Source organism: Vibrio marinisediminis (genome assembly GCF_014050145.1).
GTDB classification, from domain to species: Bacteria; Pseudomonadota; Gammaproteobacteria; order Enterobacterales; family Vibrionaceae; genus Vibrio; species Vibrio marinisediminis.
The window spans coordinates 143089-157927 of record NZ_JACFYF010000004.1 but is presented as its reverse complement, the minus strand read 5'-3'; the positions used below and the strand labels follow the sequence as shown (position 1 = coordinate 157927).

Here is a 14839-nt window from a genome sequence, read left to right as displayed (position 1 = left end):
AAAAACCCGTTAGCGATAACGCCCTCGACGAGCACTGGTCGCTTTGCCTGCAAGGGCTATTAAGGTCTTGTTTGTATTAGCATGACAAATTGCCACACCTAGTGCATCGGCCGCGTCAGCTTGTGGGCACGCAGGGAGTTTCAGCATTTGCTTCACCATATGTTGAACTTGCTGCTTATCTGCCCCACCCGTTCCTGTTACCGCTTGTTTGATCAGCCGTGCTGCGTATTCATGTACTGGCAAGTCAGCATTTACTGCGGCGACAATAGCACTGCCGCGAGCTTGCCCTAGTTTCAAAGCTGAATCGGCATTTTTTGCCATAAAGACTTGCTCAATAGCAAACACATCCGGTTGGAACTGTGTGATGATTTCCGTCACCCCAGCATAAATTTGCTTAAGGCGACTCGGCAGATCGCTCTCAGAAGTTCGGATACAACCGCTGCCTAAATAATGTAAGTGACGGCCTTGCTGGCGTATTACGCCGTAGCCGGTAATGCGTGAACCTGGGTCAATCCCCAAGATAATTGACATACTAAACCTGACCAATGTCTATAAACGACGCTTAGTGTATAGCACCAATTATAGAATGGCGAGCCTATCCAACCGTTAATATAGCGCGTGCAAAAAGCCCTGCTTCTAATGTCACTTCAAACGCTTGCGTCGGCACATTGTTGAGCTTCTCCCCTGTCCAAAAGTCATGCCAATCAACGGCATGATTCGCCGTTAGCATCACTTCTCTCGCTGGTTGCTGATAGTTAAATAGGCAATGAAGATCATTTTGAGCAGTCAAGTCGAGCGTACCATGGTGCAAATTTAAAGCAGAAAAACTGGCGGCTTGTTGGCTGTGTTGGTGCCTTGTTGTCAGCCGTTTGAGGGAACTGCGCGCAAATGGCGTGATATCGTTGAGCGGATCGCCTGATAACAGTGCGCCACCACTGGCAAGCAACACGGTTCGGTGAAAGTTGTAATACTTACGCTCGCAGCCTTGGTTAGCGAGCGAAGTCAGCACTAATCTGTCTGGATCTATTTGCCATAGCAACCTGTGCTGCCAACTTCTCAAAAGTGTCGCTTGAGCGTTTTGCTCGAATTGGCGCTCTGAACGATGTACATCATCCGTCACCCGCATGATATCGACTAAACCTAACGATGGCCACAATGGAGCTTGGCAAGCCATAACGATTGCACCATTGGCGGCATCATTGATCACTTCAAGTCCCATTCGATACGCTTCGATACTAGTAATACCCTCCAAATGGCGAAACCCCTTCATCGCTCCCCAATAGCTTCCATCTAATTTAAATAACTCTATGCCGAGTTCTTCGCGCATAAACCGAATCAGGTTATACAAATAATCCTGTACATCGACATTCGTAGTATCCAGTACATAGCAAGATTTGCCATCTAGCCCTGCATACGTCACTTGGTCGGCACTTAAAGGCTGACCATCGATATCATGTACAAACCAATCAGGGTGTTGCTGAAATAGAGAAGAGTGCGGTGAGGCAATAAAAGGCGCCAACCAAACGCCAGGTTTCTTACCCATTTTTTTAATGGTATCCACCACGATTTGTAGGCTTACACCAAATTGTTCAGAGGCGGTTAGCCAATCACCCAACGCGCTTTGATAGCCACGCTCAATGATGACGTAATCAAGAGATTGATGCTGTTCACATTGCAACATCAGATTGGCAAATAACGTACTCGCATCTATGGTATTGCCTGTCGATTGATGGGAGCTCCACCCTATTGGTGAAGCTCGCGTTACCCCTTCGCGTTTAGGGTGATGGCGCTGAATATAGCCGACAAAGTCACTATAAACTTGGCTGAGCTCTGTTGATTTGAGCACCACCACTGACTCTAACTCTACTGATGTCCATTCTCTTGGGCAACTGTTCTCTCCATCGATATACGCGGTTATTCGATGCCCCCCAGTGCGTTCCGTCACTTCAAAAAAACCAGCAAAACGAAAACACGAACTGAAACCAATTAGGGTGTAGCCAAGTGAATCTGCGATCACCAAATAGTTATAGTAGCGTTTAGGATCACCACTAGGGTAAATACGAAACAGTGACCCATTGTCGGGAAAATTACCCACCGTACGGCTGTTGTCTACTGTTCCAATTGTTTGGCAACTCATTTGAAAGCCATCGCCATACAGTATCGCTTGCGGTTCTATATGGTAATCAAGAGTAAATAATGGGTATTTGCTGTCGATGGGATCATTACACAAGCCTGAGAAACTAAAACTCGCCTCATTGCCATTTGGGGTCACCAAGATATTGTGACTGGCTATGTTCAATTCGGCATTACACTCTAATTTGACTCGCTGTTGCATCTTGACTCCCTGTCACTGTGCACTTTTCGGCATTAGAGCATTGCGGATCGAGTAAGTCTATGTAATCAAGTAGGGCAAAACCTATGTGAGTCACGTTTTCAGCCGATTAATTATTTGGTACTAGGCATAAAAAAACCAGCCCAAAGGCTGGTTTTTGTTTTCATCGCTAAGCTGATTAAGCGACTTCGATTGGACCACCAAATGAAGTTACTGGCGGAACTTTGCCTTTGAACTTCTCAAAGTCAACGATACAAGTGTTTGCAGACGTTGCTTGAGCTAGTTCAGAAGAACCGATGTCTAGCGTTAGTGTGTTTGGATCGCCGTAAGTACAGATAGCGCCTTCTTTTTCATTCAGAGGACCGTACCATGCACCTTCTTCAATACGAATCACGCCACGTGGGTAGCTGTCTGTTAGAACAGCACCAGCCATTAGCTGACCGCGGTCGTTGAATACACGTACTAAATCACCATCTTTAATGCCTTTCGCTTTAGCATCAAGTGGGTTGATGTAAACTGGCTCGCGACCTTGAACAGCGTAAGTTGCACGGAATTCTTCAGATTCACACATCTGAGAGTGCAGACGCTTGTCTGGGTGGCACGATTGTAGCCAGAATGGGTGCTTCTTAGAACCAGGACCACCGTGCGAACGTTCTGTCTTTTCAAACCACATTGGGTGTTCTTGACAGTGTTCGTAACCGTAACGACCAATCTTACGAGAAGTAATCTCAATAAAGCCAGACGGTGTACCTAGAGGGTTGATCTCTGGGTCTTGACGGAAGTCTGCATGGCGAACCCAAGGTTTACCTTCACCAAAGTCTAATACGCTCTGTTCCCAGAATTCGTTGAACTCAGGCATTTCGAACTTACCTTTGTTCGCGTCTTTACAATCGTTGTATAGGCTTTGGATCCACTCCATTTCGCTCATACCACGGGTGTATTCGTCACGGCGACCAAAACGTTGAGTTAGTTCACTCATGATTTGGAAGTCAGTCTTAGACTGGAACAATGGGTCAACTAGGCGGTGCATTGCCACTAGACCTTTGTTCGAGTAAGAACCATACACGTCGATATCGTTACGTTCCCACTGAGTACATGCAGGTAGCACGATATCAGAGAAACGACAGGTCGCAGTCCAAGCAAACTCAATAGTGACCACAGTTTGAAGCTTTTTGAAGGCTTTCTTCATGCGGTTACGATCTTGGTGGTGGTGCCATGGGTTACAACCCGAGATCACCATCATCTTGAAGTCTGGAAGCTTAACTTTACCACCGTTGTAACGGATCTCTTTGCCTGGTTCTAATAGACAGTCGATCCAACGCGCAACAGGGATTGTGCGGCTGTAACCGTTAAAGTCGTTGTTGTCCCATTTTGGTTTCATGCCCGTATCTAAGTTACGAGGGAAACCGCCAGGGCCAGCAAAACCAGTTGAAGGAACACCGATGCTTGAGTAGTGGTGACCGTAAGAGATACCACCGCCAGGTAGACCGATTTGACCAACCATTGCTGCAACAACTGCTGCTGCCCAGTATGGCTGCTCACCGTGCTCTTGACGTTGGATACACCAACCCATCAGGATTTGCGTACGACCGTTAACAAGCATGCGTGCAAATTCGCGGATCTTGTCAGCTTTAACACCACAGATCTCTTCTGCCCACTCAGGCGTCTTAACAACTTTGTCTTTGGTTTCGCCTTGAACGTAACCAATGAACTCTTCAAAACCTAGACAGTAAGTTTCAATAAACTTCTTGTCGTGTAGATCTTCATTGTAAAGTACATGAGCAACAGCCAGCATGAACGCTACGTCTGTCATCGGGTTGATGTACAGGTGATCGTTCTCTAGGTAACGCTGAGTTTTGTTCTTCACTGGGTCAACAGAAAGCACATTGATTTCGCCTTTGGCTACTTTCTCTTTCAGTTGCGCTAGGTATTTGAATGACTCATGCGTTTCACAGTTCCAACCTACTTGAAGGTTTTTCACTGGATCGTTTGCCCATAATACGATGTTGTCTGAATTATCAAGAATTTCAGACCAAGATGTACCTTGAGCGTAAACTTCAGTTGAACCTAATACGTAAGGCATGATGGTTTGACCTGCACCCGTAGAGTAGTCACCTACTTTAGTGATGAAGTTACCATGCATACCAACAGCACGTTGCATGTGCGCAGTACAGTTGTTGAATGAACCAGTTTGGTTCCAGCCTGTTTGGCCTGCGTGCAGAGCCCAAGGACCGTAATCTTTTTGTACGCGTTCTAGTTCACGGTAGAACAAGTCTAGAGCTTCATCCCAAGTAACACGGATGAAACGGTTGTTACCGCGAGTTTCAGCGCTGTATTTGTGCTTCTTCAACCAATCTAGGCGTACCATTGGGTAACGTACGCGTGATGGGCTGTAGATAATACCTTTAATACCGTTCAACATCTCTGTTGGGTTTTTATCAAGTTCAATTGGTTTGATTTCTTGAACTTTACCCGCATAGATGTGGGCGCGGAATGCGCCCCAGTGAGAACCGGTTACTTTCCAAGTACCCGTGGTCTCTGCCGCGCTAGCTGAAGCTGACGCTAAAAGGCTAGGACCGATTACTGACGCAGCACTCGTTGTTGCTACGCCCTTAAGAAAACTTCTTCGTGTAATTGCCATTTAAATTACTCCATCCGACGCGTATTAGTGGTGACCTTCAGCAAAATCTGAAGAGTGCATCTGTAGGTACTTCAAGATCAGTGCTTCACTATCTGTATCTAGGTTAACGAACGCAAGCATACCGTCGAACATACCAGGCCAAGTGTTTGCATCGAAGTGCGCTTCAGCTGGTTGAGTGTGACATACTGAACAGTTTGTTTTATATGCTTCAGCAGATTTTTCCCATACAGGCGTGATGTCGTTCAGCATAGATTCTTTCTTAATCCATACTTTCGCTGCCACTTTCTCCCATGGAAGACCTGTTAGCTCATCCACTTTTTTCTCGCCAGCAGTAACAACATTGCTGTCTGTTGATGCTTCTTTAAGAAGAGAAGCTACCGCAATATTCTTACCAAAATCAGCTTGAATTACGCGACCGAAGCCTTTCGCTTTACGCCAGCCGTCGATCTCGATTTCAGCGTAGTCGCCTTTATCAGCAATCACTTTCACTGTCGATGCTGGGTTTAGAAGACCTGCTTCTTTTTCGCCTTTATCATCGAAGTAAATTGGTAGGTGACGCACGCTGACTAGAGTTTGACCAACATCGTAGTTAGTGTTTGAAGCCAATGCTTCTAGATCACCTACGATACCGCCAATACTATCCATACCTGCTGGAAGATTGTGTGCAATACCTTTGTGGCAATCTACACAGCTTTGATCTTTCTCAGCCGCTTGCTTCATTTGGATACGAGCAGTTGGAGACATTTGCTCGAAGTCCATAGAGTTGTAGTTATGACAGTTTTTACACTCTAGAGATTTGTTTGCAGAGAAACGATCCCATTCGTGTTTCGCTAGTTCGATACGGCGCTCTTCAAAAACACCTGGTTCATCGTAGTTGCCAAACACTTGTGCAAATACTTCTTTAGAAGCTTGCATCTTACGTGCGATTTTATCTGTCCAGTTATGAGGAACGTGACAGTCAGGACAAGTTGCACGAACACCAGAGTGGTTTTTCCAGTGAACGGTATCTTGTAGTTCAACGTAAACGTTGTCACGCATTGTATGACAGCTAATACAGAACTTTTCTGTGTTTGTAGCTTCTAAAGCGGTGTTAAAGCCACCCCAGAAGATAACACCAGCGATAAAACCACCCATGGTCAAAACACCAAGGCTGATATGTACCGCTGGGCGCGACATTGTGCGCCACAATTTAATTACTAATGACTTCATTGCTTGCTCTCTTAAAATCTTTTCAAAAGTGTGTATATGAGCTCAACGGCTTACATGCCGTGTACGCCTGGAGGTCCAAAGAAGAACACTTGCAGTGCCCAAACAATAAATCCGTAGCCACCTACGAACGCCACACTCAAGATTGGGAACAGAACAACTGCAATGAAGAAGAAAGACTTCCACTCCAGTGAGCGTTTTTCACCACTTTCAATTTTATTAACATCACTCATACATTTGCCTATCGTGTATTTAGTGTTATTTGTCAGCCCACAAAAGTGAACTGAATGAACGACTGTTTCTAAAGAAAATTTTAGACCATACTCTTTATAGGGTTCAATCAATTACTCCCTCATAAGCTCTTTTTATCACTACTTTTTTGAGCTGATACAGAGATGTGTTTGAATAAGGTTTCATGTGTAAAAATGCATTTATATGTGAATAAATGTTAACAGCAATTTGCTGAGGTCACAATTTTCAAATGTGATGCATATCACATGGAAAAATCTCTATTTTCCCCACAATAAATGGAACAGCCCACAACAAAATCAGGTTAAATGTTAATAATAGGTAACATTTAAATTCTTGCTTGAATTCTTATTGGGATGTTTAATTCCTTGCCATCATCGCGTATAAACTAGGTGTGTATCAGACGCTATTATGGGGACGTTAGATGGCATCGGTAGCCGATATTCATTGGGGAGTTTTAGCTTTATTTTTCAGCACGTTAATCGTACCGCTAGCATTAAGTCGTTATTACCAACTCAAGATTGAAAAAGAGCTAGTCATTAGTGTTCTACGTATGACTGTGCAGTTAGTTCTTGTCGGCGTATACCTAGAGTATTTGTTTAAAATCAATAATCTAGCAATCAACATATGTTGGTTATTTGCAATGATTATCATCGGCTCAAGCTCGATTGTGAGTAAAGCCAAACTACCTAGAACAAAAGTACTACTACCTGTCATGACGGGGCTTATCTTAGGCTTGCTACCACTTCTGATACTGATTTGTATCGCGGTCATACAGCCTGAACCATTCTATAACGCACAATACTTAATCCCCTTAGCTGGAATGCTGCTTGGTAATTCATTAAGCGGAAATATTGTGGCACTGCAGAATTTATTCACCAGCCTTGAGCAACGAAAAACAGAATATGAAGCCGCTATTTCCCTCGGGGCATCACCAAAATATGCCAGCCTGCCTTTTGTTAGAGAAGCACTACAAAAATCGTTAGCGCCCTCCCTTGCTTCCATGAGCACGACCGGATTGGTTACCCTTCCAGGCATGATGACCGGGCAAATATTGGGTGGTGCAAGCCCGATGATTGCGATCAAATATCAACTGATGATCATGGTCGCGATCTTTGTCATGCTGTCTGTTTCTATTGCGGTCACTTTAAGCTTAAGTGTAAAAAGCTGCATCAATGCAAATGGTCGCATCTTAGTTAACCTGAGCGATAAATAACCAATATTTTCAACTACTCACTGGCTATATTGGATCTTATCCACAGAATCTGTGGATAAGGCTGTAGGCAGTTATTGAAAAGATCGTTTTTTATTCATGTTCACTGTCATTGATTTGCAACCTCTCCTTTATAAGGTGGCGATAAATAGTTCGAAACACCACCAAAAAGGATAAGTCACCATGCAAGAACTGCCCTTTGACTCTATTGACAACTGTGGTTTCAAAAAAGATATCACCACCGAAGAGCAAAAGGACTGGCTGGTTGATAAACCCAGCGTTCTCTCATCACAACAAGACTACCGCCTTACCATTCGGCACTCTCGAGATGTAAAAAAGGCTCGCATCGCGAGCCTTCAGTTCTTTTAGTGCTTATCGTCGCGCAAATAGATCAGCCAGTACCACATGCCAACAAATAAACCGCCACCAATAATGTTACCTAGTGTTACTGGAACGAGGTTATTTACAATAAAGCCAGCTAAGTTCAAATCCGCATAATCTGCGATATTCGCACCAGTCATTTGCCAAAATTCCGCTGGGGCGAACGTTTTAATACCAATCGCCATTGGCACCTGAAACATATTTGCGATGCAGTGTTCAAACCCCGCAGAGACAAACATCGCCACTGGCAAAATCATCACCATGATTTTATCGGTTAATGTGCGACCACTGAATGTCATCCAAACCGCGATGCACACCAGTACGTTACACATTATTCCTAGCGCAACCGCCTGGAAAAAACCATGGTGCAATTTGTGTTGTGAAATTGCCATGGCATTCAAGCCCACTTCGCCATGACCAAACATATACTGCTTAGTGACCAGCATACAGCCTACCAGCAGCAACGCTCCGATTAAGTTACCTACGTAAACCACACACCAGTTCTTAAACAGTGTACCCCATGAAATCTTACCGCTTGCTCGCGCGACCAGCGTTAATACCGAGCTTGTAAAAAGCTCACCACCGGTAACAACAACAAGAATCAAACCTAAGCTAAATGCAATCCCACCAATAAGTCGAGACATGCCCCATGCCATCTCGGTAGCACCGGTTGTGACTGTGGTATAAAAAACAAATGCAATACCAATATGGAGACCGGCAGAAATGGCCAGTAAGAAAGATTTAGCAGGGTCTTTGGTTGCTTTGCCTAAACCGATTTCGGCGGCGCGTTCTGCCATTTGTGGCGGCAGTAGAGAATCAAATTGATTTAAATTCATGGTGGTAGCAATTTGAAGCTAGTGAGTCAGTGGTCGCGGATATTCCTCCTAAAGAGTTCATTATTCAAGCGCTAATTTTAGTGTTAACGAAATTTGTTTGTAACGAGACTGACTTCGCGCATAGATTACGTTAAATACCGTAATTAAAAGAGTAAAAACACCTAAACCAAACCAAGTAAATCCCTTAATAAACAATGCGATAAAAAGACGCACCTTTTGGAACATTTGCTATTTTTCGTCTTTAGGCTAATTTTTCATAATAAAGTAATTCTTTATGCAAAATTCCACTTTTATGGGCTGCCTAACAATTCTTGCGTGATAGCATTGTTTAGTTGCATTATTAGCAGTAGTTTTAAGGTACTCAAGCCGCTGTATGAGACTAAGTGGGAAAACAACTTTGATCTCAAAGCGATTTGGGCATAGGTACTAACTAAAAGGAACAAACCATGAAATACTTGCCAGAACATCTTTCTGAATTAAATTTGCTACTGCAATTCGATCTTAGTAGCTCAGCTACTGGCATTAAAGTTCACAGCGATGCATCTGAAGACATGCAACAAGCTGTGCAACGTCTTTATGAGAAGGGGCTTTGTACACTACCTGACGGCGGTTACTTAACTGACGCTGGTATTGAAGTAGCAGAACACGCTGACAAAATGCTACGTATTTTATCTACTCAGAAATAGTTATTAATAAGGAGCACCCATCGGTGCTCCTTTTTGTTTGATCACGCCGCTGACTCTATTATTGAACGACAGCACTCACTTTGTGACCGAATAATTTTTTATATGGCTGCAAGCGGTCATAACACCAGTTGAATCCCGTCGCATAAAAGAAGAAGAACACTAAAAATCCTGCCTCTAGCAATAGCGCTGCTCCAATACTGATTTGTAAGAACCACGCAATGGTTGGCACTGACAAGAAAATCAATCCCCCTTCAAAGCCAAAAGTATGACCTATACGCATCGCCAACGAACGACTACTTCTATCACTACCAAACCATCGGTCAAATAGAACATTATAGAAATAGTTCCACACGACAGTGAACAAACTTAGACCGACACCAACAATGGCCAGATCGCCCGTCGCTTTTCCAGTAATCAGCGCTGTACTTGGGATAATGATCGCCAATGCGATGGCTTCAAAGGTGATGGCGTGGAAAATGCGCTCTTTGGTTTGCATATTTTTACTCTCAGTATGTTTCGATTTGCGCTTATTTTCATCTACATCTAAGATAGATCAAAGTTAGATACCATCTGTAAAAGTGATATGTTTAGTATTGAACAACTGGAAGCGTTCGTAACGACTGCGGAGCAAGGATCCTTCTCTGCGGCTGCTCGCCATCTAAAAAAAGTACAATCTGCCATTAGCCAGCACGTAATGAACATGGAAATTGATTGTGGTGTTGACCTCTTTGACCGATCAGGTCGATACCCAAAGCTCACCATCGATGGCGAACGACTGCTTTCGTATGCCAAAGCCTCACTAATTCAGCACCGACGACTAATGTATTGCGCTGAACAACTCGAAAAAAACACCTACCGCGATATCACATTAGCGATCGATGAAGGCATCCCGACAACACAGCTATCTCAAGCCTTAAAAGATGTATGCCAACAATTTCCCACCATTCACTTCGAATGCTTAACCGCTTCAAGTATCGATATCATTCAGTTAGTTAGAGAGCAACGCGCGACCATGGGAATCATGTTTAGTGAGGCATCACTCGATGATAGCGTCGACTTTGAGGGACTCGGCAGCGTTGAATTTGATGTTTATGTAGCCAAGGAACACCCGCTCGCAGAAGAGACTCTGCCCCATCTGGATATGCTTAGATTACATCGCCAGGTCGTGATACGCTCGAAAACAAACGAGATGAGCAGTTTCCAGCAAGCCTACAGTCCTGATGTTTGGTTTGCAGACAACTACTATATTCTTCTAGATTTAGTGAGTAATGGGTTTGGCTGGGGTATGCTGCCAAAGCATCTCGCGCAAAACCAAACCGCCAGTCAAAAGCTGGTTCGATTGCGCACGCAGTTTGAAAACTTATCATGGCACGCGAATATTGATGTTATTCAGCATCAGTCCATCAGCACATGCCCAGCGCACAATTTTTTACGGCAAAGACTACGCGAGTTACGTAATGTAAGTTAGCTTTGGAAAAGGAGACCAATATGAAGCGGATAGGAATCATCGGTGGCGGTTGGCTAGGCTTACCTCTTGGTCAGTTTTTCACTAACCTTGGTCACTATGTTGTCATCACAAAAACGACAAAGTCGGGTGCAGCCGACGTTTCAGATCAAGGTTTAACATCAGCAATCGTCAACCTTGAGGACTCAGTGCAACAAAACATCGACACCCTCACCCCACACCAACTCGATACACTGATCGGGAGCTTTCCGCCCGGATTTCGTAAAGGGAAAGGCGAAGAATACGCTGAATATTGGGCAAACCTCATCGCCATCGCACAAGGGCTTGCCGTCAGTAAACTGATTATGGTGAGTTCGACAACCGTTTACCCTAATCGCGCTGACAATATGTCTGAAGAGATGGCTTCCCTTGCTTTAGCGCTTGAAGCTGATGATTTTTCCGACAGTGCCAAAGTCATGCTAAGAGCCGAGCAAAAGCTCATCAATAGCGGTCTGGATTACGCGATTGTGCGTTGTAGTGGCTTGGTTGGACCAAATAGAAACCCAGCAAGGTTTGTCTCACACTTACGCCAAGTAAGCGACCAAGCGCCTGCGAATATGCTTCACCTTACCGATGCCATTGGCGCAGTAAGCTTCGCCACCTTGCACGTCAACAATCAAATAGTGAATGCCACCACACCAAATACCACCAATAAAGCCGCATTTTACCAAATGGCAATTGAGCGCAGTGGTTATGACGCTACGTTGCCACCAATTGTACATACAGCTGACAAACGTATTTGCGCTGAAAAACTGGTCGAGCTTGGCTACAAATTTCACTTTCAACATACACTGGAAATCATCTAGCGAGGTTTATGTGAAACTCTATCAACACATCGAAACGCTTTGGCATTACATGCAGCTAAATCACCAACTTGAACCTGCAGATTGTATTTTAGTGTTAGGCAGCAACGACGTACGCGTTGCAGAACACGCGGTTGAGCTATATCAACAGGGCTTAGCCAATAAAATTCTCTTTTCTGGTGGTTTAGGTCGATTAACCGCCGGCGTTTTTGAACAAAGTGAGGCAGACACTTTTGCCGCGATAGCCCGTGACATGGGTGTACCATCACGGGATATCATTATTGAAAACCAATCGACTAACAGCGGTGAGAATATTCAATTTAGCGCCAATCGCTGTAAAGAACTTGGATTGGATTTTCATCGATTGATCTTGGTGCAAAAACCTTATATGGAAAGACGAGCATACGCCACTTTTGTCAAACAGTGGCCCGGTAGCGTTGAGTATGTTGCCGTCAGCTCTGCCAAACAGCCATTCAGTGACTATTTTTCAGAAGATATTGATTTATTCACTGTTGTGGAAGCGATGATGGGTGATTTTGAACGCATCAAGAGTTACCCCGACAAAGGATTTCAAATCGAACAGCCGATCCCAGAAAACGTCGAACTTGCCTATCAAGCTATTAAACAGCAGCTATAGCACAAGCATAAAAAAGCCAGAGCATCTGCTCTGGCTTGGTATTTCTAACACATTAATGATTAATGAACCGCTTCTGCTTCTTTATCAAAATCAAACACGAGCTCATCACCTTGTAGCGTGACTTTCACCGTACCGCCATCGATTAGCGAGCCAAACAGCAGCTCATTTGCCAGAGGTTTCTTAAGTTGCTCTTGAATAACTCGACCCATCGGACGTGCACCCATCGCCTTATCGTAACCTTTCACCGCTAACCATTGGCGAGCATCATCAGAAACTTCAAGTGACACGCCCCTCGCATCTAGCTGAGCTTGCAGTTCAACAATAAATTTGTCGACAACTTGCTGGATCACTTGCTCATCGAGGCTATTAAACCACATGATATTATCTAAACGGTTACGGAACTCTGGTGTAAATACTTTCTTAATTTCCGCCATTGCATCTGGGCTGTGATCCTGCTGTACTAGTCCAATTGAACGTTTCTCAGTTTCCTGAACACCGGCGTTGGTAGTCAGTACTAAAATAACATTACGGAAATCCGCTTTGCGACCGTTGTTGTCAGTCAGCGTACCGTTATCCATCACTTGCAGTAACAGGTTAAAGATATCAGGGTGCGCCTTCTCAATCTCATCAAGTAATACCACCGAATGAGGATGCTTGATGACCGCATCAGTCAGCAAACCACCTTGATCATAACCAACATAGCCCGGAGGAGCACCAATCAATCGACTCACTGAATGGCGTTCACCGTATTCAGACATGTCAAAGCGAAGTAGTTCAATACCCAATAGTTTCGAAAGCTGAACCGTTACTTCAGTCTTACCAACACCCGTTGGACCTGCGAATAGGAAAGAACCCACCGGTTTATTATCTGCTCCCAAGCCAGCACGTGTCAGCTTGATTGCTTCGGTAAGCACATCGATCGCACCATCTTGACCAAACACCAACATCTTCATTTTCTGATCAAGAGTCTGTAACACTTCTTTATCTGAAGAAGAGACTGATTTTTCAGGGATACGTGCCATCTTAGCGACCATGGCTTCAATGTCTGCTACACCCACAGTTTTCTTACGACGGCTTGCAGGTGCAAGGCGGCTACGCGCCCCCGCTTCATCAATGACATCAATCGCCTTATCCGGCAGATGACGCTCATTGATGTATTTCGCTGAAAGCTCTACTGCCGCACGTAGTGCTTTGTTGGTATAGCGCACCTCATGGTGAGCTTCGTATTTCGGTTTCAAACCCATTAAGATCTTAGTGGTGTCATCAATAGATGGCTCAACCACATCGATTTTCTGGAAGCGACGAGAAAGTGCACGCTCTTTCTCAAAGATATTGCTGTACTCTTGATAAGTCGTCGAACCGATACAGCGTAACTTACCGCTACTCAATAGTGGCTTAATAAGATTGGCAGCATCAACTTGACCACCTGAAGCCGCACCCGCACCAATGATGGTATGAATTTCATCAATAAATAGGATGGCATCGTCTTCTTTCTCAAGCTGTTTCAAAATGGTTTTAAAACGTTTTTCGAAATCACCACGGTACTTGGTACCCGCTAATAGCGAACCAATATCCAGTGAATAAATCACGCTGTCTTTGATAATTTCCGGTACTTGCCCTTCAACGATTCTCCAAGCGAGACCTTCCGCAATTGCCGTTTTACCGACCCCTGCCTCACCCACCAATAATGGGTTGTTTTTACGACGACGACACAATACTTGTACCGTTCGCTCTAACTCTTTGTCACGGCCAATGAGAGGATCAATCTGACCTTGTTTAGCCACTTGGTTTAAGTTAGTAGCAAAACTTTCTAGGCGTTCTTCGCCACTCACTTCTTCGGTTGAAGCTTCGTTGCTAAACGAATCTGAAGAAGGCTCGTCATTAGACCCCGAAGCTTTGGTAATGCCGTGAGAAATAAAATTAACGATATCTAGGCGGCTGACATCATTTTTCTTCAATAGATAAGCCGCGTGAGATTCTTGTTCACTAAAAATAGCCACCAGCACATTGGCTCCGGTGACTTCACTGCGACCAGATGATTGAACATGAAAAACTGCACGTTGAAGTACGCGCTGAAAACTCAAGGTTGGTTGTGTTTCACGTGTTTCGTCATTTTCAGGAATGAGTGGGGTGGTCTGATCGATAAATACGTCAAGCTCGTTGCGAAGTGCATCAATATCAGCTTGACAAGCCGCAAGCGCATCTCGCGCTGCATCGTTCTCTAATAACGCTAGCAGGAGGTGCTCGACGGTCATAAACTCATGTCTTTTATCTCTAGCACGGGCAAAAGCACCATTGAGACTCGACTCTAACTCTTTATTCAGCATAAGGACCTCCTAAAAGAACAACTC

General features: G+C 44.5%; 14 protein-coding genes. 6 read left to right on the top strand and 8 right to left on the bottom strand.

All coding sequences use genetic code 11. The features are described from left to right. Window positions 1–9 precede the first annotated feature (9 nt). From ruvC to torE, 5 genes are all read right to left on the bottom strand, one after another. Window positions 10–531, bottom strand: a complete 522-nt coding sequence (gene ruvC, locus H2O73_RS09085) for a crossover junction endodeoxyribonuclease RuvC (protein WP_182108532.1) — start codon at window positions 529–531, stop codon at window positions 10–12. 64 nt (window positions 532–595) lie between these two features. Continuing rightward, a complete protein-coding gene (locus H2O73_RS09080; protein ID WP_182108531.1) occupies window positions 596–2335 on the bottom strand; it encodes a glycoside hydrolase family 36 protein in 1740 nt (579 codons plus the stop codon). A gap of 175 nt (window positions 2336–2510) precedes the next feature. After that, complete coding sequence (gene torA / locus H2O73_RS09075) at window positions 2511–4973, bottom strand: trimethylamine-N-oxide reductase TorA (RefSeq protein ID WP_182108530.1); 2463 nt, start codon at window positions 4971–4973, stop codon at window positions 2511–2513. A gap of 24 nt (window positions 4974–4997) precedes the next feature. Next, entirely contained in the window at window positions 4998–6182 is a 1185-nt protein-coding gene (gene torC, locus H2O73_RS09070; RefSeq protein WP_182108529.1) for a pentaheme c-type cytochrome TorC, read from the bottom strand. Window positions 6183–6232: 50 nt separating this feature from the next. Continuing rightward, window positions 6233–6412: a trimethylamine N-oxide reductase system protein TorE gene (gene torE, locus H2O73_RS09065; protein ID WP_182108528.1), complete on the bottom strand. Its 180-nt coding sequence runs from the start codon at window positions 6410–6412 to the stop codon at window positions 6233–6235. 440 nt (window positions 6413–6852) lie between these two features. On the opposite strand from torE, the gene H2O73_RS09060 reads away from it, so the two are divergent. Both H2O73_RS09060 and H2O73_RS09055 read left to right on the top strand, forming a co-directional pair. Next, window positions 6853–7644 carry an ABC transporter permease gene (locus H2O73_RS09060; protein ID WP_182108527.1) on the top strand — a complete coding sequence of 264 codons (792 nt, stop codon included), beginning with the start codon at window positions 6853–6855 and terminating at the stop codon, window positions 7642–7644. Window positions 7645–7824: 180 nt separating this feature from the next. Beyond that, complete coding sequence (locus H2O73_RS09055) at window positions 7825–8010, top strand: hypothetical protein (RefSeq protein WP_182108526.1); 186 nt, start codon at window positions 7825–7827, stop codon at window positions 8008–8010. Here H2O73_RS09055 and focA read toward each other — a convergent pair. Beyond that, entirely contained in the window at window positions 8007–8858 is an 852-nt protein-coding gene (gene focA, locus H2O73_RS09050) for a formate transporter FocA (RefSeq protein ID WP_182108525.1), read from the bottom strand. The genes H2O73_RS09055 and focA overlap by 4 nt on opposite strands. A 446-nt stretch (window positions 8859–9304) precedes the next feature. Between focA and H2O73_RS09045 the strand changes: the two genes are divergently transcribed. Beyond that, window positions 9305–9544: a TIGR02647 family protein gene (locus H2O73_RS09045; protein WP_182108524.1), complete on the top strand. Its 240-nt coding sequence runs from the start codon at window positions 9305–9307 to the stop codon at window positions 9542–9544. A gap of 58 nt (window positions 9545–9602) precedes the next feature. Here H2O73_RS09045 and H2O73_RS09040 read toward each other — a convergent pair whose 3' ends face one another. Next, a complete protein-coding gene (locus H2O73_RS09040) occupies window positions 9603–10040 on the bottom strand; it encodes a PACE efflux transporter (RefSeq protein ID WP_182108523.1) in 438 nt (145 codons plus the stop codon). Window positions 10041–10127: 87 nt separating this feature from the next. On the opposite strand from H2O73_RS09040, the gene H2O73_RS09035 reads away from it, so the two are divergent. From H2O73_RS09035 to H2O73_RS09025, 3 genes are read left to right on the top strand one after another with little or no spacing between them, the layout of a single operon-like run. Further along, window positions 10128–11012 (top strand): LysR family transcriptional regulator, encoded by an 885-nt coding sequence (locus H2O73_RS09035; protein ID WP_182108522.1) that lies wholly within the window; start codon window positions 10128–10130, stop codon window positions 11010–11012. A gap of 20 nt (window positions 11013–11032) precedes the next feature. Beyond that, complete coding sequence (locus tag H2O73_RS09030) at window positions 11033–11854, top strand: NAD(P)H-binding protein (protein WP_182108521.1); 822 nt, start codon at window positions 11033–11035, stop codon at window positions 11852–11854. Window positions 11855–11903: 49 nt separating this feature from the next. Continuing rightward, window positions 11904–12488 carry a YdcF family protein gene (locus tag H2O73_RS09025; protein ID WP_246335890.1) on the top strand — a complete coding sequence of 195 codons (585 nt, stop codon included), beginning with the start codon at window positions 11904–11906 and terminating at the stop codon, window positions 12486–12488. A 59-nt stretch (window positions 12489–12547) separates the two neighbouring features. Here H2O73_RS09025 and clpA read toward each other — a convergent pair whose 3' ends face one another. Beyond that, window positions 12548–14815 (bottom strand): ATP-dependent Clp protease ATP-binding subunit ClpA, encoded by a 2268-nt coding sequence (gene clpA, locus H2O73_RS09020; RefSeq protein WP_182108519.1) that lies wholly within the window; start codon window positions 14813–14815, stop codon window positions 12548–12550. Window positions 14816–14839 lie beyond the last annotated feature (24 nt).